Genomic DNA, 19,625 nt, shown 5'->3' with positions numbered 1-19,625 from the left:
CCATGCTGGCATATCTACAAAGACTCATCACCCTGACCCTGGCGGCCGCGGCCTGCGGCTGGCTGCTTTACTTCGGCAGCAGCAGGCCCTGGCTGGCCATGGCGGGGTTCCTGGTCATCACCTTTGGCCATGCGGCCTTTCTTGCCATCGAATTCATGCTGCTTCGGGTGATCAACAAGGCAGATCCGGTGCCGGTGCCTCAAGCCACCTGGAAAGAACTCCTGCGTGCCTGGCTGGGCGAAACAGGCACGGCGCCGCAGGTGTTCTGCTGGCGCCAGCCCTTTCGCGCCAATGCCATCCCGGACCAGCTTGCACCGCACTCTGTGGTTCACGGGCGGCGTGGTGTCGTGTTCGTGCATGGTTTTTTCTGCAACCGCGGTTTGTGGACTCCCTGGTTGCAACGCCTGCAGGGCCGAGGACACGCCTTCGTCGCCCTCAGCCTGGAGCCCCTGTTCGGATCGATTGACGACTACGCACTGCAAATCGAAGACGCCGTCCAGCGGGTCACCCGTGCCACCGGCTTGCCGCCGCTGCTGGTCTGCCACAGCATGGGCGGGCTGGCCGCCAGGGCCTGGCTCAAGCACATGAAAGCCGAGGCCCGGGTGTTCCAGGTGGTGACCATAGGAACACCGCACCGCGGCACTTGGCTGGCGCGATTCGGTCATGGGCACAACAGCCGCCAGATGCGTTTGCTGTCCGACTGGCAGGCGCAGCTGGACCATGAGATGCCAGAGGATCGCCACACGCTTTTTACCTGTTGGTATTCCAACTGCGACAACATCGTGTTTCCCGCCTCGACCGCCACCCTGCCCGACGCCGACAACCGGCTGGTGCGCGGCGCCGCCCACGTGCAACTGGCGTTTTTGCCGCCGGTCATGAATGCCACGCTGGCCATGCTGGACGATCCGTCGCCCTGAGCTTTGGCCATGCCGGTTGTATGGCCGGTGAGATGCCAATCAAACCGCGGGCGACGCATGCCCCGGCGCTGGCGGTGGGCCAGGGGGGTCAGGACCATTTCCATGGCGGATGGTAATTTCGCACAAAAATCGGTAGGCAAATTCACTATCCAGATCAGCGGTGACTTTCTACGCTCATCTATTTAGAGGATGGAGTGCCTGGAATATGCAAACAATGCTGGATAACGGCCTTTTAAATGCCAGTCTGCCGCTGGCTCCTGGTGGCCTGGATGCGGCCACGGACAATGAACCGGACCTGATGGCCCTGCTGATGGATGAACTGGCCCATGGTGTGCTGGTCACCAACGTGCAGGGCCGGATTTTCCACGCCAACCAGGCGGCACGCCGCGAGCTTGCGCGTGGTTTTGTATTGAACGCCAGTCATGGTGAACTCAAGGTCGTTTCATCCACCGATGCCACGGCACTCCAGGTTGCCTTGGGCAAAGCGGTCGACGGCAAGCGCAGCCTGCTCAAGCTGACGGCCAGCGGCGCGGATGTCATGCTGGCCGTCATCCCCCTCAATCGCCAGATGGGTGCACCCTGCGAACGCATCGCGCTGTTTTTGTCGCGCCCGGGCGTCTGCGACTCGGGCGTCTTCGGCTCTTTTGCCCGCAGCCATGGTCTCACGCACACCGAAGAGCAGGTGCTGGCCTTTTTATGCCGCTGCCTGAGCACCCCGGAAATCGCCCTTCAAATGAAGGTTGCCGTGTCGACCGTGCGCAGCCACGTGCGCAGCCTGTGCATCAAAACCGCTTCCAGCGGCGTGCGCGAGCTGGTCAACCGGGTGGCCATCCTGCCGCCCATTGCGCCCCTGCCCCTGGGGCAAATGCACTGAGGGCTATCGTGACGTGACTTGGGGCCCTCCACCTGCTGCTGCCGGCAGGTTGGCGCCTTGCTCGGGGTGTTGCCGGACGGCTTGAGCCGTGTTGAGGCGCTTCCGGCGCTTCCGAATCCAGCAAAAGACCGGTTTTGCAGGCGCCAGCATGCGCTTTTAAAGGCTCCGGTCCGTCTTTTTGACGCTAACGTGCTAGATTACGGCTCATCATGAGTTCATTTACCGCCTCAGGCGAGGATCTGTACGCCCATTTGACCCCCGAATTGCATGCGCTCGCCATGCGCGGCGTGGTGCGCAGCTATCCCAAAAAAGCTGTGGTGATCAATGAGGCCGAAATTGGCGACAGCCTGTTTGTGGTGCTCAAGGGCAGCGTCAAGGTGTTTTCGATGGACGAAAGCGGCCGGGAGATCACCTTTGGCCGAATTTATGCGGGTGATTATTTTGGTGAAATGTCGCTTGATGGCGGGCCCCGCTCGGCGTCGGTGATCACCGTGGAGCCTTGCACATGTGCCGTCGTCAACCGCACCGAAGTGGGTGAGCACCTGGCCAGCGCGCCCGAGTTTGCACTTAGCCTGGTGATGCGGGTCATCCGCCGCGCGCGCGACGCCACCGAGGCTGCGCGCAACATGGCGTTGCTGGACGTGTATGGCCGGCTCATCGCGGTGCTTGAAAAGCAGGATGGCCTGACAACCAGCACCACGGCTGCCGGCGTCACGCTCGAAGCCATCACGCATCAGGAAATCGCCAGCCGCGTCGGCGCGTCCCGCGAGATGGTCAGCCGCCTGCTCAAGGACCTGGAAAAGGGCGGCTACATCGAGATGGAAACCAAGCGCATCACGCTGCTCAAGAAGCTGCCCCAGCGCTGGTAGTCGACCTCAATGGCTACATCGCGTTGAGGGTCTGACGCGTTTCTTGAGGTGCCGCGTCGCTGGTTCCCCGCATGCGCACCACCGCCGTACTGCGGGTGCCCGCTGCACGAACGCCGGTTAATGCCGGATTCTCGTCGCTGGCGGCTTGGGTCTTCGGTACTTTGACAACGCCTGGACGCTGTGGTCTGGCCTGGTCCGGATCGGGTTTGCGTGGCGAATAACGGGCCCAACTGCCATCCGAGAGGCGAATGCCGCCCACCGTCAGGGTTTTTTTGCCCGTAGCAATGCTGTTGAAATTTCCGCTGCGGCGTATTGGCGTTGGATTGTCGGGATGGTCGACGAAGGAATCGGGGTTGCCACTGGTGTCGTACCATTTGTCTTCAAAGTACGACTGCCTGGCACCGGTGCCAAGTTGAAGTATGTCGTCATCGCGCTCTACATAGGCATCAAAAGTTGCGGTGCCTTTTTCCCGGTTGGTGATCACGACTTTCCAGGTACCGCTCGGAGCGGTCGCTGTGCTTTCGTCAAAACTGAACGTCGGTGCAACGGCCAGCAGGGCGCAGGTTCCATGCTCTCCGGTCGCGACCTTCGCCGGGTAGATCAGGGCCAGCAGTGGTTTCCCCCCGCTGTTTGTCCATAGGCCGGACTGACCGAACTGCAGAGGCGGTAGTGCCGGATGTCCGGGGGGTGTCACCTGGATTTCCAGTCCCTCGTGGCCTTGTTCCACCCAGAGTTCCAGAAAATTCTGGGTTGAATCACCCGGCTGTCCCCGCCAATTAAGCTCAATTCGCTCATTTTTTGATAGCGTCGCATTGGCATGGGTGCGGCTCTGGTAGCTGTTTCCTGCCGGTAGCACAATTTGCAGATGCCCGGCTTTGAGTTCAATGAGCTGATCCATGGCAGCTTCCAGCAGGCACGTGCCGTCATGCGGGCCGGCCAAGGTGCCCCAGCTCAGGTTGACGGCCAGTTTGGCTTCAGCCTCACACCGCGAGAGGACGTACATCAGGGCATCAAGAACATAAACGTTCAGCGAGCCGCCTGACGTGTCTTTAACGGTACCCCAGTCCAGCTGTACCGCCACGATGGGTGCGCGGCTCGCGTCGTCATCGGCGAGGGTCCAGCTCGGCGGGGCATCTGGCCCGGCCACTTGCGCCTGCAGGGTGCGCGGCCCACCCGCCAGATCCAGCACATGGGAGCCATGACTCACCCGCTTCTCAAGCTCCATGCCCATCTGGAAATATCGGTACACCGCCTCTTCATCAACCAGGCCGTTGAAGGTATGGTGTTGCAAGGCTTGGTCGATATTTGCCGCCGTCAGCTCGTGTCCGTAGCCCATGGCGGCTGGCGACGGGCCCTTGCCCCGCTGATCTTGCCGCCAGAAATAGGCCGTACGGGCCTTGCCCTTGTCGTTTTGTTTCGTCAGGAAGTTGGCATTGGCAAAGGCCAGCCCGCCATCAATCAGGCCGAGAACTTTGCCTTTCAACCGCGGGCCGGCTGGTGCGTAAGCCGGCGCGCCTGCGGCCTTGGGGTCGTCCATATCCTTACCAAGCGTCATGCCCAACTCAAACCGCTTGACGAGCTTATGCAGCGAGCCGCCGGGCTGGATATGCTTGAAAAAGGCCGGCTTTACCTTTGCCGTGCAAAAACGCAGGCCGACAGGGGCTGCTTGTGACGTGTACACCGGCGGCACATGCAGCCAGGCGGGTGATGCCGCCGCTTCAAACTGGGCCACGCTGGTGCCCGGTGTCAGCTCAATGGCCAAGGATAACCACTTGGGCTTGTGTTTTCCATAGCCAGAGAACTGATCCGCTTCAGCCCACACCAGATAAGGGTCGAAGCCGGTGGTAGCGCCCGGCTTGGCCCAGTCGATGTTTGTAAAACTTCCTGTCGGAAGGGCAGTCCATTTCATGGTCATGGCAGGTGCTCCGCTTGTATTTTTTATCTGCTTACTTGACCGGCTGCCATTCTTTAACGGCTTTGCCCCACATGAAGGCCAGCAGCGGCGACGCGGCCACCGCGCCCGCTGACGAGAGCAGTTGGTAGTAGCCGCTCTTGTTGTCTGTCATGGAAACACGCAGGTCGAAGTCCACTGCATGCCCTTTGGCATCATGAAACTTGGGGCCGTCAAAGCCGCGTTGGTGGAGTTTTGAACTGCCCATGCAGCGGGCCACCATGAACTCACCCAAAGTCGTACCGAGCAAGCGCCCCACCGCGCTGTCGACGGGGTAATGCAGGCCGGCAACCGTTCGGTTAACGGCCACGCGAGCCGCCAGTCGCTCAAGTTGTTCTTTGTACTTTTCGCCTTGAGGGATCAAAGCTTGCAGCAAGGTCGCTGCCATGAATGCTTCGGTGGCATGCCCGCTGGGCCAACTTGCATGCCCCGGCGTGGGAATCATGGGCTGAATCTGGGGCGACAATTCAACGGGGCGAGGGCATGCAAAGGCGTGCTTGAAACGCATCTCCACATGAGTAGCGAGTGACATTGCCAAAGCGAGTAGTTCGATCGTGTACTTGTGACGGTGCGGCTGCAGGCCGACGATGGAGGCGTAAAAATCCAGCGCACCGCCCATCTGCGCGAGGATTTCTCCGCCGCGGTCTTCGCGAAGTTGTGCGTAGTTGGCAACAAGCTCCAACTGCTTCTTGAAAACTTTTGCGGTGGGCCGCACGAGCTTCACTAAATTTTGGCTTTTGAGGGGCTTTTTATTCAGATTTACAAACGCCAAGGCCACGGCTTCCTTGGCCTGATCAGTTGTGAAGTGCAATCCTGCCAGAAGATCAAGCTCGCAAATCTGCAAGCGGGGGCCTACAGCCCAGTCTGCTAATCGTTCTGGTGTATCCAGCGGCGTTGGCAAATTGATGGGCAAGGTGTCTCCTTGAAAAGGCCCAACCAGCGCTGCCCGGCTCAGCGTCAAGGCGCTGGCAACGAGTGGAGATTCTGGCGCCTCGGCGAAGCCTCCGCCGAACCCACCCCCAAAACCTCCGCCGAACCCCCCACCAAAACCACCTCCAAAACCTCCACCGAACCCCCCACCAAACCCCCCACCCATTGAAGACAATTCAGACATTCTTAGCTCCTTGTAATGTTTACTTCTTTATTCAGGTACGCTGAGCAGCCTTAATGCTGCGGCACACCGCTTTCTGGTAACACTGTGTCCACTGCCCATCGCCAAGTAGCCCGAAACCGTCAAGTGCGGTTCTTCTGCGAGCAGGCGACCCAACGTGACACGCGCATCGTCAATCGATCCAAGCTCGACCTGGGCGGTTAACAAAACGCGCAGTGTTGGTGAGTGCTGCCTGTTTGCACGCAGCGACTGTAGGCTGTGTGCGATAGCGCCATGATGGTCGTTGTTCGCAAGCAATGCCGCTGCGAGCAGCATGTCAAAATAGTATTTCAACGGGTCAATGGGCGACAGTTGCGAGGCGTGAGCGGCCTCGGTGACAGAGTCGGCTGCCCCACCCCACATCGAAGACCACACGCTTTTATAGAGCCATCCCAACGGCTCATTCGGATTGAGTTCAATCGCACGATCGATACAAGTCCGCGCAACCTCTGCCTCGCCCAGCAACTGGCATCTAGCGTAGCCTTCAATCGCGAGAGACAAAGCGTTGTCCGGGGAAAGATCCAAGGCTCTGCGCGTCTGCTCAAGTGCCAGCTGAGTATCTTTTCCGGGTTCGTCGCTCATCCCCCGGATCACCCGCATGGTGTACCACTTGGCCAGCCAGGCACGCGGGGTAGCGGCCCGGTTGTGCCGCTCCAGCAAGGCTTCCAGCACTTGCCGGCTGCGGTCAAAGTCGTGCAGAGAGGATCGGTGCATGAGGGCAATGCCCCCGAGCAGAAGTGCGCCGCTGTCCAGCCGCGGCAGCGGTTGCGCCAGTGATTGCTGGACTTCGGTATCAATCAGGGCCCGGCTCGCCGCTGATGCGATGTTGTTGACCAGCTCACTTTGGGCTTGAAGCAAATCCAGGGTGTCGCCCGACAGGCGATCAGCCCAGATGACCTGGTTTTTGCGGGCATCGGCCAGCTCGGCCATGATGAGGATTTTCCCGCCGCTGGCAACATAGCTGCCCGACAGAACAAAAGAGGCCGCCAGGCGGGACTCCACTTCCGGCATCGCATTCGCCCGTCCCCGAAATGCGGTGGTGGACAGGCGGGAAATGACACGCAGGTCGGCGCTGCGCGACAACTGGGCAATGATGCCATCGGCCACGAGCTCACCAATGACAAAGTGTTCCGGTTCATTGCTTCGGGCTTCAAACGGAATGACGGCCACAGTCGGTCGAAAATCTGGCGGTGCCGCGTCGCTGGCGTGCACCACCGGGTCATGACCTGCTGGCCCGACACGGTAAGCCTGGACGGGTTCCTTGACGTGCTTCAGGTGGCACTCGCCCAGGTCTTCAATGTCCGCGTCAAGCCCCGCGGTCAGGCCGTCGCGCAGATCAGCCGAGACAACCAGTTCACCGGGGCCGGCCAGCGTGGCGAAGCGCGCCGTCAGGTTGACATCGGTGCCATAGATATCATGCTGGTCCGCTACAAAGCTGGCCAGATGGCCTCCCATGCGCAAGTGCATCTGCTGCTCAGGGCGCAGGCCGGCGTTGGCTTGCTGGCTGAACTGCTGCAGGGCGAAGGCCGCCCGGACACCACTTTGCGCATTGGCAAACTCCAGCATCAGGCCATCACCCAGGCTTTTGACAATGCGCCCGCCATGCAGCGGCAAAATTTGCTGTTCTGCCTGCTGCACCAGTTGTTGCCACCGCTGTACAAAGTCATGTTCGTCTTGTTCCATGAGCCTGACTGACTCCACCACATCCATCACCAGCAGCACCTTGGTACTGCGATGCATGAAAGGGGGGAGTTCAATCAGAGAGGAAGACATCGTAAGCGGTGTAACAATTATTCGCCTCCTCATTTTGGAGGAGGAACCGCTCTAACGAAACATTGAATGGGTGAGTGCGCCTCCAGAGTGCGGCGCACTGTTGTTTCAGCGCTGAATTACGACATCTTCCGGCAAAAGCGCATTGGCCGCAAGCTCGGGCAGGGTCTTGAGTTGGGCATACAGCGGCGTGAAATCGGGCGCCGTCATGTCAAACAGCTGCTGGAAGCTGTCGATCACGAAATAGGTTTGCTGGTAGCTATCGATTTTATAGCGCGTACGCATGGTGCGCAGCAGATTCAGCGCAATCCGCTGGGGCTCGGGGCTTTGTACGGCGTAGGCCAGCTCGCCGGACGAGCTCAAGATGCCGGCGCCATAGGCCCGCAGGCCGTTCGCCTGGCGGATCAGCCCGAACTCGACCGTGTACCAGTACAGGCGCGACAGCTGCTCGCAGGCGCCCAGGGCATGGGCCTTCAGCCCGCCGGCGCCGTAGGCCTGCATGTGGTCGGCAAACACCGGGTTGAACAGCAGCGGCACATGGCCAAACAGGTCGTGAAACACGTCGGGCTCGACGATGTAGTCAAACTCCGCCGGCGTGCGCAGCCAGTCGGTCACCGGGAACTTGCGGTTGGCAAGCAAGGTAAAAAACGGCACTTCAGGGATCAGCCCCGGCACGGCAACGACTTCCCAGCGAGTGGCCTTGTACAGCCGGTCGTTGATTTCCTCAAAACGCGGAATCCGCTCTTTCGCTCCCAGCAAGGGCAGCGCCGCGATGAATTCATCGCAGGCCAGGCCCGGCACGAGCGCCGACTGCCGCTGATACAGACGGTGGTAGATGTCGTGGTCTGCGGCGGTGTAGGCGGCATAGTTTTGCGGGCAGGTGTAGTCGGCCTGGACCAGGCCGCCGCGCGCATAGTCGCCCCGCGGTGGCCGAGCCGACTCGCCGTAGACCGCCGGGCTGGGGCTGGGGCTGGGGGTGTTTACTTCAGCCATTGGCCTTCCACTCGCTGGTAATCGCCGCTGGCTTTGGCCAGGTGCAGCCACTGGTCTACATAGGCCTTGAACGTGACATCGCCGCGCGGCAGCAGATACGCCATTTCGCCGTATTGCAGGGGCTTGTCCGGGTTGATGGCGCACAGCCCGGGCTTGAGCCTTTGCTGGGTGATCGCCTCGGCCGATTCCGTGACGAACACATCCGCGCGGTTGGCCAGGATTTCGTCAAAGATCGTCAGGTTCTCGGGGTTCATCCGCATCTGCGCCTGCTTGAAGTTGGCGCGGGCAAAGCGCTCGTTGCTGCCGCCGGGGTTGAAGATCACGCGGGTGGACGGCTTGTCGATGTCGGCCACCGTCTGGTATTTGGCGACATCGGCGCAGCGGGCAATCGGCGTCTTGCCGTTGACCATGTAGGCGGTGCTGAAAAACGCTTTCTTCTGCCGTTCTGTCGTCACCGAGATGCCGCCGACGGCCATGTCGCATTTGCCGGCCACCATGTCGGGCATCAGGTTGGACCAGCTGGTCTTGACCCACTCGGGCTTCACGCCCAGGCTGGCGGTCAGCGACGCCATCAGGTCCACGTCAATGCCTTCAAAGGCGCCATCCGGCTTCTGGAAGCTGAAGGGCTTGTAGTCGCCCGGCGTGCAGATACGCAGCACCCCCGCCTTCTGCACGGCATCCAGGCTGGACGCCGGCGGCGCCGTTTGCGCGGACGCATGGGGCGCGATCAGCGGCGCGCAGGCCGCTGCGGCCAGCGCCATGTTTTGGGCGAATGTGCGAAGGCGGCTGGTTGAGGAAAAGCGAAATGGCATGGTCAGGCTCCGGTGGTTGTGTGGCGAGGTTTTATTTTGCACCTTGCGCAGCGGAAAGAACGCCGCGGCGCATCTGGTCCAGCTCGATGCTCTCGAACAGTGCCTTGAAGTTGCCTTCGCCAAAGCCCTCGTCGCCTTTGCGCTGGATGAACTCAAAGAAGATCGGGCCGAGCTGGTTTTCGCTGAAGATCTGCAGCAGCAGCGCGCCTTTCTTGCCGTCCACGAGGATTTTGCGCTTTTGCAGTTCCGCCACATTCTCGCCATGGCCGGGAATGCGCTTGTCGATCAGTTCGTAGTAGGTGTCCACGGTGTCCAGCAGCTTGACGCCGCTGGCGCGCAGCTTGTCCACGGTGGCAGGCAAATTGCCGCTGCCCATGGCGATGTGCTGGATGCCTTCGCCCTGGTAGCGGTCCAGGTACTCCTGGATCTGGCCGGCTTTCTCATTGCCTTCTTCGTTGATGGGAATGCGGATCTTGCCGCAGGGACTGGTCATGGCCTTGCTTTTCACGCCGGTCACCTGGCCTTCGATGTCGAAGTAGCGGATCTCGCGGAAGTTGAACATCCGCTCGTAAAACCCGGCCCATTCGTCCATGCGGCCGCGGTGCACGTTGTGCGTCAGGTGGTCAATGTAGGTCAGGCCGTGGCCGGCGGGGTTCAGCGCCTCGGGGCCGCTCACGCCCGGCAGGGGCTCGAAGTCGACATCGTAAAACCCGATGTTGCCGATGTCGCCTTCCCGGGCGCCGTTCTTGCCGCGCCAGCGGTCAATGAAATAGATGATGGAGTCGCCAATGCCCTTGATGGCCGGGATGTTCAGCTCGCCCGGGCCGGCGGTGTGGGCGTAGCCCCAGGCGCCCAGCGCAATCGCGCGCTCGTACGCGGCCTTGGCATCCCGCACCCTGAAGGCAATGGCGCACACGCTGGGGCCATGCTGGCGTGCAAAGCGCTGTGCAAACGAATCGGGCTCGGCGTTGAGGATGAAGTTGATGCCGCCCTGGCGGTACAGCGTCACGTCTTTATGGCGATGCCTGGCGATCGGCTTGAAGCCCATGCGCTCGAACAGCGCGCCCATGGCCTTGGGGTCGGGCGCGGCGTATTCAATGAACTCGAAACCGTCGGTGCCCATGGGGTTGTCCCAGGCCGCGCCTGTTTCGAAAGATAGGGGTGCGTTCATGCGTGTCTCCGTAAAAATATCGACTGACTATTGGCTTGGCTTGGCTATTGCTGATGGGCTATTGGCTACCGAGTGTTTGCGGGTTTCATTCACTGGCTTCAACAACCAACTTTAGCGGCACCGCCTGTCTTTTTTATTGCAAACTGGGGCGTGTAAGTTGCCATTGACGCAATAAACCTGCAAAATTAAGGCAATGGAAACACTAGACAAGCTTGATCGGCATATTTTGCGCAGCCTGCAAGCTGACGGGCGGGCAACCTACGACCAGCTCGCCGAGCAGGTGAGCCTCTCCCCCAGTGCCGTATTGCGGCGTGTGAAACGGCTGGAGGAGGCCGGGGTTATTGACCGCTATGTGGCGCTGGTCAAGCCCGAGTCGGTTGGCTTGGGACTGACTGCCTACCTCAATGTCCGGCTGGAAAAACACACTGAAAGCCACAAGCGCAACCCCATGGACCTGTTTCGTGCCAGCGTGCAAACCTGGCCGGAGGTGGTGGAGTGCGCGGCCCTGACGGGTGAGATGGACTACCTGCTGCGTGTGGTGGTGCAAGACATGGCTCACTACAGCCGCTTTATCATGGACACCCTGCTCAAGCACCCCAGCGTGCAGGACTGCAAAACCAGTTTTGTGCTGGACCGGGTGAAAGCGACGACGGCCGTGCCGCTGTAGCGGGGCGGCCAGGTGAGCCGCCCGGACGCCTGGAGCGGCGGTTTTGGGGAGGTGGCAGACATTTAGCGGTCGTAAATGTTGCTGCGGTGCAACATTTTTAAGGCCGACGGCGGGATTTGCTATTAATTTGATGGCAGACATCCGGCGTGTTTATTGGGAAAAGGCGAATTTGATGTGGGTTTTGGTGGGCCTCCCTATTGAGGGGCTTCCAAGCCCTTTTAGCTGGAAAATCTAGGGAAAACCCTTATATTTGAGCCATGGTTACACCGAGCGCACTTTTGAAGGCTTCCCTCCACGCGGGCAAGGAGTTCTTTCGCCCCCCCGTGGACGAGGGCGCAGCGCGCCCGCCGGCCGTTTCTCCCGCGGCGCAGGTCATGGTGCCCATCCGCTCCATCGGACCGAGCCACGGCGAGCGCATCGCCACGCACCTGCTGGCGCTCAGTGCGCATGACCGCTACCTGCGCTTTGGCTATGCGGCCAACGACGAGCAGATTCGCCGCTACGTGGACGGGCTCGACTTTGAGCGTGACGAGATTTTTGGCATCTACAACCGCAAACTGCAATTGATTGCCATGGCTCACCTGGCATTTTCGACCGACCCGGAGCTCAAGAGCTGCGCTGAGTTTGGCGTTTCGGTGCAGGCCCAGGCAAGGGGCCGGGGCTATGGCGCGCGCCTGTTTGACCGCGCCGTGATGCATGCCCGCAATGACGGCGTCAACATGATGTTCATCCACGCGCTGAGCGAGAACACCGCCATGCTCACGATTGCCCGCAAGGCCGGCGCCACGATTGAGCGCGATGGCTCCGAGAGCGAGGCCTACCTCAAGCTGCCGCCGGCCGACCTGGATTCGCGCGTGACCGAAATGGTTGAAGAGCAGATCGCCCAGACCGACTACCGCCTCAAGGTCCAGGCCAAGCAGTTCTGGGACTTCCTGGGCGTGCTTCAGGAGGTCCGGCAGGGCGTGCGGGATTCGCGCGACCGCATGCCGATGTAGAGCACGCGGGGGCAACCCCGCTTGGGTCCCCTCCGCTCCGAGCCCCGCCCCTCCCCGAGCCCCCATCATTCGTTCAATGGGACTTCTGTTTTTTCCGGCGGGCAGACGGCGCAGGGCTCCGACAGCTTGTGGGCCTGCCACCATTCGATGAGTTTGTCGAAATCACCGCCAAAGACCTTGTGCTTGAGGGCCTCCGAGACGTGGGAGCAAACCACTGCATCTGCAAACCCAAGAAATTCGCGGGCGGCACGCCGGTCGCACATCAGGTAGGACGTCTTGAGCTGCTCGGCAGACAGCCCGGCGACCTCCTCCCTGCCGAGCTGACCGTGGGCACTCAAAGAGCAGGACATGAGGAAAATTCCAAATTTGAGCAAGGTCAGGTTTTTCATCTGAAGACCTCCGAAAGGGCTGTCGCCCGTTCTTGCAAAAACCCACTTGACCAACCACTGGATCGCACCCGCGGACAAGCCAGATCGGGCAGCTTGATATTCCTGCGAACAGGCTTTGAATTCAAGTGAAAAGGTGGCTGTTTTGAAGTGACGGGGTGGCAGCCTTTCTGTGGGAAAGTTGCCCTTGGCGCCGCCGCACGGCGCGGGTGCAGCAGCCGGAAAGCGCCGGCAGGGCGGAATGGCCCGATACGCCGGGGAATTGCGCTATCCTTGGCAGCTTCACAACTACCGAACACCCTTCGTGTCCGACACCCCCCCCAGTCGATCTTCCAGGCCGGAAGACAAGCGCGGCTTTCTGCAGAAGCTCGCTGAAATGCTCCACCCCGGTCCCGACTCCAAAGACGAGTTGATCGAAACCCTGGTCGAAGCCCAGGACAACGAAGTCATCGGCGCCCAGAGCCGCGAAATGCTTGAAGGCGTGATCCGCATGGCCGACATGACGGCCGGTGACGTGATGGTGGCGGCCCCGCGCATGGATGTGATCAACATCGACGCGCCCTTCGACGAACTGCTGCATCTGGTGATCGACACCGCCCACTCGCGCTTTCCGGTCTACGAGGGCGAGAAGGAAAACATCCTGGGCATTCTGATGGCCAAGGACCTGCTCAAGCTGCAGCGCGCGCCCGAACTCAACATCAAGGCGCTGCTGCGTCCGGCTGCGTTTGTGCCGGAAAGCAAGGGCCTGAATGATTTGCTGCGCGAATTCCGCGGCAACCGCAACCACCTGGCCATCGTCATCGACGAGTTCGGCCGCGTCGCCGGCCTCATCACCATTGAAGACGTGCTGGAGCAGATCGTGGGCGAGATCGAGGACGAGTTCGATATCGCCGAGGACGAGGGCGACATCTTCGGGCTCTCGGACCACACCTACCGGGTCAGCGGCGACACCTCGATCGAGCGCGTCAACGAAGCGTTTGAGGTGACGCTGCCCGAAACCGACTTTGACACCATTGGCGGCCTGGTGGCGCACGAGATGGGCCATGTGCCCAAGCGGGGCGAACATTACGCGCTGGCCGGGTTGCAGTTCACGGTGCTGCACACCAAAGGCGGTGCCGTGCGCTGGTTCAAGGTGTCGCCTGTTGTGGCCAGGGCCTGAGCCCTCAGAAGAAAGAGACCGATGGAGCCGAGTTCAATTCAAAGCATGATGTCCGCGCTGCCCACCCTGCCGGCGCTGCTGCAGCACTTTGGCCAGACGCCCACGCGCAGCCGCTTGTCCTGGATCCAGGTCGCCATTGTGTTGATGGCGGGCAGCGTGCATGCCGCCAGCCTGGCATGGCCGTTTCCTTTCGCCTTTGCGCAAGGCGAGCCCTTGTGGGGCTTGCAGCTGCTGGCGCTGACGCTGCTGGCCGCGCAGCTGGACGGCTGCCGCTCCTGGGCGCGCGCCGCCTGGCTGGGCGGGCTGTTTGGCACCGCCATGCTGTGCGGCACCTTCTGGTGGCTGTTCATCTCCATGCATGTGTACGGCGGCCTGGCCGCGCCGCTCACGGTGCTGGCCATTGTGCTGCTCGCGGCGTTTCTGGGGCTGTACTATGCCGCCGCCGCTGCCTTGTTCGTGGTGCTGGCTCCCGCACAGCGGGCGCAGCGCGCGCTTGTTTTTGCCGCGCTCTGGCTGCTGGCCGAGCTGGCCCGGGTGAAGCTGTTCACCGGTTTTCCCTGGGGGGAAGCGGGCTACGCCCATGTGGACGGCTGGGCCAGGCCGCTGGCGGCCTGGGTGGGTGTGCATGGCCTGAGCTTTCTGGCCGCGCTGGTGGCGGCCTTGCTGGCCATGTGCCTGCGCGCGCGCAAGACCCGCTGGCTGGCGGCGCTGAGCCTTGTTTTTGCAAGCGTTGCGGTGGCGTGGCTGCCGGTCACCGATGCGGCCTACAGCAAAGACCAGTCCGCCCTCCTGCCCGTCACCCTTTTACAGGGCGACATTCCCCAGAACGAAAAATTCCAGCCGGGGACCGGCGTGGTCACGTCACTGCGCTGGTACGGCGAGCAGTTGCGCGACGCCAAAACCGCGCTGGTGGTCGCGCCTGAAACGGCCATTCCCCTGCTGCCGCAACAGCTGCCCGACGGCTACTGGCGGGCCGTGCAGTCGCGTTTTGCCACGGGTGAGCAGGCCGCGCTGATCGGCATCCCGCTGGGCAATCTCCAGACGGGTTACGCCAACTCGGTGGTGGGACTCAAGCCGGCTGCATCAGCGGGCGCATCACCGGCTTCATTACCGGGCTCATTACCGGGTTCATCGCCCCATCCCGCCGAGCCCTACCGATACGACAAGCATCACCTGGTGCCCTTTGGGGAATTCATTCCACCGGGGTTCCGGTGGTTCACCAACATGATGAACATCCCGCTGGGCGACTTCAACCGTGGCGCCGTGGGGCAGGCTTCCTTCGACTGGAAGGGCCAGCGGCTGGCACCCAACATCTGCTACGAAGACCTGTTTGGTGAAGAGCTGGGCGCACGCTTTACCGATCCGGCGCTGGCGCCCACCGTGTTTGTCAACCTCAGCAACATTGCCTGGTTTGGCAACACCGTGGCGATTGACCAGCACCTGCAGATTTCGCGCATGCGGGCGCTGGAGTTCAGCCGGCCGATGCTTCGCGCCACCAACACCGGCGCCACCGTCATCATTGACCACCGCGGTCAGGTGACCCATGCCCTGCCGCGCCACACGCGCGGTGCGCTGGTCGGCGAGGTGCAGGGGCGCAGCGGCATCACGCCTTACGCCTGGTGGGTGTCACGCTATGGCTTGTGGCCGCTGTGGGCGCTGGGCCTGGGGATTGTGGGGCTGGCGCTGGTGCTGCGCCGCCGCTGAGCCCTTCTCTCGATACGCGATACGCGATATCCGGCCTGCTCAATGGCTGGACGCCATCACCCCGCGCAGCAAGTCCGGCAGCATGCCCAGCATGCGCAAGGCGTCCTGGCCCGGTGGCGTGCTGGTTGCAAAGTACATCTGCAGTGGAATCGGTGCAAAGTCATGCAGGGCCACGGCACTGATGGATGACGGATCCAGGTTGCTGGCCGTGAGGAAGTCGACCACCGTCCAGCCCATGCCGCGCTTGACCAGTTCCAACGCCAGCCGGGAGGTGTGCACCTGCAGGCCGGCCGGCGCCGTGAGCCCCAGATGGCCGGCCAGCTCGTCAATCGACTGGCACATGGGGTCTTCGCCCACCAGCCGGATCAGCGGCATGCTGGCGAGAAACGACATCGGGTTCAGGCGCCGCGTACGCACCGCGCGCAGCCAGACATCCCGCGTCACGGCCAGATAGAGCGGCCCCCTGACCAGCATCTGGCTGGTCAGCAGCGGGTGCGGGTGCTCGTAGTAGCCCAGGGCGAAGTCGACGCTGCGCGTGAGCAGGGCCTGCACCATCTGGTCCTGGTGCAGGGTGCGCACTTCAATCTTGACGCGCGGATAGCGCGCCAGGTGCTTTTCCAGCACCAGCGGCAAAAACTCATGGCTGATCGAGGGGATGGCGGCCAGCCGCACCTGGCCATCGTCAGGCTGCCGCAAATTGAGCGCAATGCGCTTGAGCTCATCGAGCTTGCGGTGGATCAGGGTCGACTCGTCGAACAGCACCCGGGCCTCAGGGGTGGGGGCCAGCGTGCCCTTGCCGCGCGTGAACAGCTTGTAGCCGAGCTGGAGCTCGGTGTGTGCAATGGTCTTGCTGACGGCCGAAGGCGTGATGCAGATCAGGCGCGCGGCCGCGCTCATGTTGCCGGCCTGCATGACGGCCTGAAAGACTTCAAGTTGCCGGAGGTTCATGGCGTAGGAGGGGGGTGTGAGTTTTGCTCATACCCTGCGCCTGATTATGCATCGCCATGCCTGGTTGCCGTGGCTACGATGAGCCACCTTTCGCCCTGAAGCGCGGCGACCGGGGACAGATCGTGGCACAGCCCGGGCTACAAGCCCGCGCTGCCTGCCAATTGGCCGTCATTGGCCTTGGCCTTAATTCAATGATCAGGAAACAACCGAAATGCAAGTCAAGTTAAACATCCAGAAGCTGGTAGCGGGCATGGGGCTGGCTGTGCTGGCCACGTTTGCCGCAGCGCAGGCTGCCAAGCCCAATGTGGTGATTCTGGCCACGGGCGGCACCATTGCCGGCGCCGGGGCGTCCGCCCTCAACAGTGCCACCTATGCCGCCGCCAAGGTACCCGTCGACAAGCTGCTGGCGGGCCTGCCCGAGCTGGCCAACGTGGCCAACGTCAAGGGCGAGCAGGTCTCGCAAATTGCGTCTGAAAGCTTTACCAACGACAACCTGCTCAAGCTCGGCAAGCGCATTTCGGCGCTGGTGAAGCAGCCCGATGTGGACGGCATTGTCGTGACCCACGGCACGGACACGCTGGAAGAAACGGCTTACTTCCTGAACCTGGTGATCCGCACCAACAAGCCCATCGTGGTGGTCGGCTCCATGCGGCCCGGCACGGCGCTGTCGGCCGATGGCGCGCTGAACCTGTTTGATGCCGTCAGCGTGGCGGCCAGCAAGGACGCCGCCGGCAAGGGCGTGCTGGTCACCATGAACGATGAAATCCAGAGCGGGCGCGACGTCAGCAAGACCATCAACATCAAGACCGAGGCCTTCAAGAGTCAGTGGGGCCCGCTGGGCATGGTGGTGGAGGGCAACAACTACTGGTTCCGCGCGCCGGTCAAGCGCCATACCCTGCAGTCGGAGTTCAACATCGACGAGATCGACACGCTGGCGCCGGTGGAAGTTGTCTATGGCTACGGCAATGTCTCGCGCACCGCGCTGGACGCCGTGGGCAAGTCAGGCATCAAGGCACTGATCCACGGCGGCACGGGCAATGGCTCGGTGGCTGACCGCATCGTGCCGGCGCTGCAGGATGTGCGCGCCAGGGGCATCCAGGTGATTCGCTCCTCGCGCGTGCCCGATGGCTTTGTGCTGCGCAACGCCGAGCAGCCCGATGACAAATACGACTGGGTGGTGGCGCACGACCTGAACCCGCAGAAGGCGCGCATCCTGGCGGCGGTGGCCATGACCAAAACCCTCGACAGCAAGGAACTGCAGCGGATTTTTTGGCAGTACTGACTCGTTACGCGGCACGCGCCGTTGTAAAAAAAGGCGGGCCTTGCGGTACCGCCTTTTTTTTTGTGGTTCGCCTTGCTCAGAGCTGGCTCATGCCGCCGTCCACGATCAGCTCGGTGCCGACAATGAAGGCTGCCGCCGGCGACGACAGGTACACGACGGCGCTGGCCACTTCATCGGGCGTGCCGAAGCGTTTCAGCGGAACTTGCGCCTGAATGCCGGCGGCCAGCGCATCGAGCTGGTCGGCAGGCACACCCAGCTTGCCATACAGCGGCGTCTGCACCGGGCCGGGGCTCACCACATTGACGCGGATGCCGCGGCTGATCAGTTCACCCGACAGCGTTTTGGCCAGCGAAATCAGCGCAGCCTTGCTGGCGGCGTACACGCTGGAGTTCGGCATGCCGATGTGGGCGTTGATGGAGCCATTGAGGATGATGGCCGCGCCCGTGTTGAGCAACGGTGACAGCGCCTGGATGGTGAAGAAGGCGCCCTTGACGTTGGTGTTGAAGGTCTGGTCCCAGAGGTCTTCTTCAACGGCCTCGAGGGGCGCGAATTTCGCCACGCCGGCGTTGACGAACAGCGCGTCCAGTGTGATGCCCTGCTCCTTCAGGTTGGCCGCCAGGGCTTTGGCGGCGTGGATATCACCGGCGTCATGGCGCAGGGCCACTGCGTTGGCGCCGAGCTCGGCACGAGCCCGGTCCAGCGCGGCCTGGTCGCGGCCCGTGATGATGACGCGTGCGCCCTGTTGGGCAAATTGCAGCGCGGTGGCCAGGCCGATGCCGCTGCTGCCGCCGGTGACGAGTACGGTTTTGTTGTCAAAGTTCCGCATGATGATTCCTTGGGTTGTGTGAGGAGGTCTGGAGGAGGTGTGGAGGAAGTCGGTGGGCGATGTGCCCGCCGATGGATGAACTGTAGGATTTACCTTCGCTTGGAGGAAGGCCTGAAAAGTGGTTTAATCGTTCAGCTTTTATGAATGTTTGGGGGGTGTGATGGACCGCTTGCGTGCTTTCGAGGTGTTCGCCTCCGTCGTGAGCCGGGGCAGCTTCACGCGTGCCGCCGACGCCCTCGACACCTCCCCGGCCAATGTCACGCGCTACATCAATGAGCTGGAAGCCCACTTGAGCACGCGGCTTCTCAATCGCAGCTCGCGCAAGCTGTCTCTGACGGAAAGCGGCGAGGCGCTGTACGAGCGTAGCAAATCCATCCTGGAAGAAGTCGCCGATGCCGAGGCGCTGGCCTCGTCGGCCACCCTGCAGCCGCGCGGGCGCTTGCGCATCAATGCGCCGGTGAGTTTTGGCATCCGGCACCTGGCGCCGCTGTGGCCGCACTTCATGCAGAGCTATCCCGAGGTGGAACTGGACATTGCGCTGAGCGACCGCGTGGTGGATATCGTGGAAGAGGGCTATGACCTGGCCATCCGCATCTCACGCGCCGGGTCGGCCTCCCATGCGGCGCGCAAGCTGGCGACGTCCCGCAACATCGTCTGCGCCTCACCCGCCTACCTGAAAGCGCACGGGCAGCCCGAAAAGCCCGCAGACCTGGTGGGGCACCGGTGCCTCGGCTATACCTATGCGGCCACCGCCAACGAATGGCATTTTGTGGATGACGCGGGCCGGCCGCACATGGTCAAGGTCAATTACGTCATGCATGCCAATAACGGCGACACGGCGCGCGAAGCGGCGATTGCCGGGCAGGGCGTCATCTGGCAGCCGGCCTTCCTGATCGGGGACGATTTGAGGGCCGGGCGGCTGGTTGCCCTGCTGCCCGGCTACCGCATGCCTGACATCGACGTGCTGGCCGTCTACCCCAGCCGCCGTCACCTGAGCGCCAAGGTCCGGGTCATGGTGGATTTTCTGGTGGAGGCGTTCCGGCCCGCCCCTGCGTGGGAAGTCCCGCCGGGGCCGGGAGTGCCGGAGAAGGCGGCTGCCCGGGCGGCCCGTCATCGCCGCGTAAAATGAACGGTTTAGCGATTGCCACGTC

At 62.1% G+C, this 19,625-nt stretch carries 18 protein-coding genes; 9 read left to right on the top strand and 9 right to left on the bottom strand.

The features are described 5' to 3' along the window. The first annotated feature begins 2 nt into the window (after positions 1-2). The 3 genes from AC1DS5_RS15275 (at position 3) to AC1DS5_RS15265 (ending at position 2,660) form a co-directional block, all read left to right on the top strand. Positions 3-917, top strand: coding sequence for an esterase/lipase family protein (locus AC1DS5_RS15275; RefSeq protein ID WP_477719104.1), 915 nt, complete (start codon positions 3-5; stop codon positions 915-917). Between the two features lie 205 nt (positions 918-1,122). Further along, positions 1,123-1,791 carry a helix-turn-helix transcriptional regulator gene (locus tag AC1DS5_RS15270; protein WP_477719103.1) on the top strand — a complete coding sequence of 223 codons (669 nt, stop codon included), beginning with the start codon at positions 1,123-1,125 and terminating at the stop codon, positions 1,789-1,791. Between the two features lie 209 nt (positions 1,792-2,000). Then, the gene (locus AC1DS5_RS15265) at positions 2,001-2,660 is read left to right on the top strand and encodes a Crp/Fnr family transcriptional regulator (protein ID WP_477719102.1); all 660 of its coding nucleotides are present in this window, start codon (positions 2,001-2,003) and stop codon (positions 2,658-2,660) included. A 13-nt stretch (positions 2,661-2,673) separates the two neighbouring features. Here AC1DS5_RS15265 and AC1DS5_RS15260 read toward each other — a convergent pair whose 3' ends face one another. The 6 genes from AC1DS5_RS15260 to hppD form a co-directional block, all read right to left on the bottom strand. After that, positions 2,674-4,575, bottom strand: a complete 1,902-nt coding sequence (locus tag AC1DS5_RS15260) for a S8/S53 family peptidase (protein WP_477719101.1) — start codon at positions 4,573-4,575, stop codon at positions 2,674-2,676. A gap of 31 nt (positions 4,576-4,606) precedes the next feature. Beyond that, the gene (locus AC1DS5_RS15255) at positions 4,607-5,725 is read right to left on the bottom strand and encodes a phosphatase PAP2 family protein (protein ID WP_477719100.1); all 1,119 of its coding nucleotides are present in this window, start codon (positions 5,723-5,725) and stop codon (positions 4,607-4,609) included. 27 nt (positions 5,726-5,752) lie between these two features. Beyond that, positions 5,753-7,501, bottom strand: a complete 1,749-nt coding sequence (locus tag AC1DS5_RS15250; protein WP_477719099.1) for an adenylate/guanylate cyclase domain-containing protein — start codon at positions 7,499-7,501, stop codon at positions 5,753-5,755. Between the two features lie 138 nt (positions 7,502-7,639). Beyond that, positions 7,640-8,524 carry a phenylalanine 4-monooxygenase gene (phhA, locus tag AC1DS5_RS15245; RefSeq protein WP_477719098.1) on the bottom strand — a complete coding sequence of 295 codons (885 nt, stop codon included), beginning with the start codon at positions 8,522-8,524 and terminating at the stop codon, positions 7,640-7,642. Continuing rightward, entirely contained in the window at positions 8,512-9,285 is a 774-nt protein-coding gene (locus AC1DS5_RS15240; RefSeq protein ID WP_477719236.1) for a transporter substrate-binding domain-containing protein, read from the bottom strand. The genes phhA and AC1DS5_RS15240 overlap by 13 nt, the downstream gene beginning before the upstream one ends. An 82-nt stretch (positions 9,286-9,367) precedes the next feature. Then, positions 9,368-10,507, bottom strand: coding sequence for a 4-hydroxyphenylpyruvate dioxygenase (gene hppD / locus AC1DS5_RS15235; protein WP_477719097.1), 1,140 nt, complete (start codon positions 10,505-10,507; stop codon positions 9,368-9,370). 193 nt (positions 10,508-10,700) lie between these two features. Here hppD and AC1DS5_RS15230 point away from each other — a divergent pair, with 193 nt between their 5' ends. Both AC1DS5_RS15230 and AC1DS5_RS15225 read left to right on the top strand, forming a co-directional pair. Then, the gene (locus AC1DS5_RS15230; RefSeq protein WP_011485093.1) at positions 10,701-11,174 is read left to right on the top strand and encodes an Lrp/AsnC family transcriptional regulator; all 474 of its coding nucleotides are present in this window, start codon (positions 10,701-10,703) and stop codon (positions 11,172-11,174) included. Positions 11,175-11,431: 257 nt separating this feature from the next. Then, complete coding sequence (locus tag AC1DS5_RS15225) at positions 11,432-12,169, top strand: N-acetyltransferase family protein (protein WP_477719096.1); 738 nt, start codon at positions 11,432-11,434, stop codon at positions 12,167-12,169. 65 nt (positions 12,170-12,234) lie between these two features. On the opposite strand, the gene AC1DS5_RS15220 is transcribed toward AC1DS5_RS15225, so the two are convergent. Then, entirely contained in the window at positions 12,235-12,558 is a 324-nt protein-coding gene (locus AC1DS5_RS15220; RefSeq protein ID WP_477719095.1) for a hypothetical protein, read from the bottom strand. A gap of 301 nt (positions 12,559-12,859) precedes the next feature. Between AC1DS5_RS15220 and AC1DS5_RS15215 the strand changes: the two genes are divergently transcribed. Together AC1DS5_RS15215 and lnt are read left to right on the top strand one after the other, a co-directional pair. Beyond that, positions 12,860-13,714 (top strand): HlyC/CorC family transporter, encoded by an 855-nt coding sequence (locus tag AC1DS5_RS15215; protein WP_477719094.1) that lies wholly within the window; start codon positions 12,860-12,862, stop codon positions 13,712-13,714. Between the two features lie 48 nt (positions 13,715-13,762). Next, a complete protein-coding gene (gene lnt / locus AC1DS5_RS15210) occupies positions 13,763-15,418 on the top strand; it encodes an apolipoprotein N-acyltransferase (RefSeq protein WP_477719235.1) in 1,656 nt (551 codons plus the stop codon). Between the two features lie 39 nt (positions 15,419-15,457). Here the strand turns inward: lnt and AC1DS5_RS15205 are convergent, their stop codons facing one another. After that, positions 15,458-16,366, bottom strand: coding sequence for a LysR family transcriptional regulator (locus tag AC1DS5_RS15205; protein ID WP_477719093.1), 909 nt, complete (start codon positions 16,364-16,366; stop codon positions 15,458-15,460). 250 nt (positions 16,367-16,616) lie between these two features. Here AC1DS5_RS15205 and AC1DS5_RS15200 point away from each other — a divergent pair, with 250 nt between their 5' ends. Next, complete coding sequence (locus tag AC1DS5_RS15200) at positions 16,617-17,648, top strand: asparaginase (protein ID WP_477719234.1); 1,032 nt, start codon at positions 16,617-16,619, stop codon at positions 17,646-17,648. Positions 17,649-17,724: 76 nt separating this feature from the next. Here AC1DS5_RS15200 and AC1DS5_RS15195 read toward each other — a convergent pair whose 3' ends face one another. Continuing rightward, positions 17,725-18,474 (bottom strand): SDR family oxidoreductase, encoded by a 750-nt coding sequence (locus AC1DS5_RS15195; protein ID WP_477719092.1) that lies wholly within the window; start codon positions 18,472-18,474, stop codon positions 17,725-17,727. A gap of 160 nt (positions 18,475-18,634) precedes the next feature. On the opposite strand from AC1DS5_RS15195, the gene AC1DS5_RS15190 reads away from it, so the two are divergent. Beyond that, complete coding sequence (locus tag AC1DS5_RS15190; protein ID WP_477719091.1) at positions 18,635-19,603, top strand: LysR family transcriptional regulator; 969 nt, start codon at positions 18,635-18,637, stop codon at positions 19,601-19,603. The last annotated feature ends 22 nt before the right edge of the window (positions 19,604-19,625 follow it).

The organism is Polaromonas sp. P4_H1, assembly GCF_056400945.1.
This window is presented reverse-complemented; position numbering and strand designations above follow the sequence as displayed.

Bases quoted from the DNA above. Each gene is read 5' to 3' on its own strand.
- AC1DS5_RS15205 (WP_477719093.1), bottom strand. From the start codon at position 16,366: ATGAACCTCCGGCAACTTGAAGTCTTTCAGGCCGTCATGCAGGCCGGC.
- AC1DS5_RS15225 (WP_477719096.1), top strand. From the start codon at position 11,432: ATGGTTACACCGAGCGCACTTTTGAAGGCTTCCCTCCACGCGGGCAAG.
- AC1DS5_RS15275 (WP_477719104.1), top strand. From the start codon at position 3: ATGCTGGCATATCTACAAAGACTCATCACCCTGACCCTGGCGGCCGCG.
- AC1DS5_RS15195 (WP_477719092.1), bottom strand. From the start codon at position 18,474: ATGCGGAACTTTGACAACAAAACCGTACTCGTCACCGGCGGCAGCAGC.
- AC1DS5_RS15220 (WP_477719095.1), bottom strand. From the start codon at position 12,558: ATGAAAAACCTGACCTTGCTCAAATTTGGAATTTTCCTCATGTCCTGC.
- AC1DS5_RS15260 (WP_477719101.1), bottom strand. From the start codon at position 4,575: ATGACCATGAAATGGACTGCCCTTCCGACAGGAAGTTTTACAAACATC.
- hppD (WP_477719097.1), bottom strand. From the start codon at position 10,507: ATGAACGCACCCCTATCTTTCGAAACAGGCGCGGCCTGGGACAACCCC.
- AC1DS5_RS15250 (WP_477719099.1), bottom strand. From the start codon at position 7,501: ATGCATCGCAGTACCAAGGTGCTGCTGGTGATGGATGTGGTGGAGTCA.
- lnt (WP_477719235.1), top strand. From the start codon at position 13,763: ATGTCCGCGCTGCCCACCCTGCCGGCGCTGCTGCAGCACTTTGGCCAG.
- AC1DS5_RS15255 (WP_477719100.1), bottom strand. From the start codon at position 5,725: ATGTCTGAATTGTCTTCAATGGGTGGGGGGTTTGGTGGGGGGTTCGGT.
- AC1DS5_RS15230 (WP_011485093.1), top strand. From the start codon at position 10,701: ATGGAAACACTAGACAAGCTTGATCGGCATATTTTGCGCAGCCTGCAA.
- AC1DS5_RS15200 (WP_477719234.1), top strand. From the start codon at position 16,617: ATGGGGCTGGCTGTGCTGGCCACGTTTGCCGCAGCGCAGGCTGCCAAG.
- AC1DS5_RS15190 (WP_477719091.1), top strand. From the start codon at position 18,635: ATGGACCGCTTGCGTGCTTTCGAGGTGTTCGCCTCCGTCGTGAGCCGG.
- phhA (WP_477719098.1), bottom strand. From the start codon at position 8,524: ATGGCTGAAGTAAACACCCCCAGCCCCAGCCCCAGCCCGGCGGTCTAC.
- AC1DS5_RS15265 (WP_477719102.1), top strand. From the start codon at position 2,001: ATGAGTTCATTTACCGCCTCAGGCGAGGATCTGTACGCCCATTTGACC.
- AC1DS5_RS15270 (WP_477719103.1), top strand. From the start codon at position 1,123: ATGCAAACAATGCTGGATAACGGCCTTTTAAATGCCAGTCTGCCGCTG.
- AC1DS5_RS15240 (WP_477719236.1), bottom strand. From the start codon at position 9,285: ATGGCGCTGGCCGCAGCGGCCTGCGCGCCGCTGATCGCGCCCCATGCG.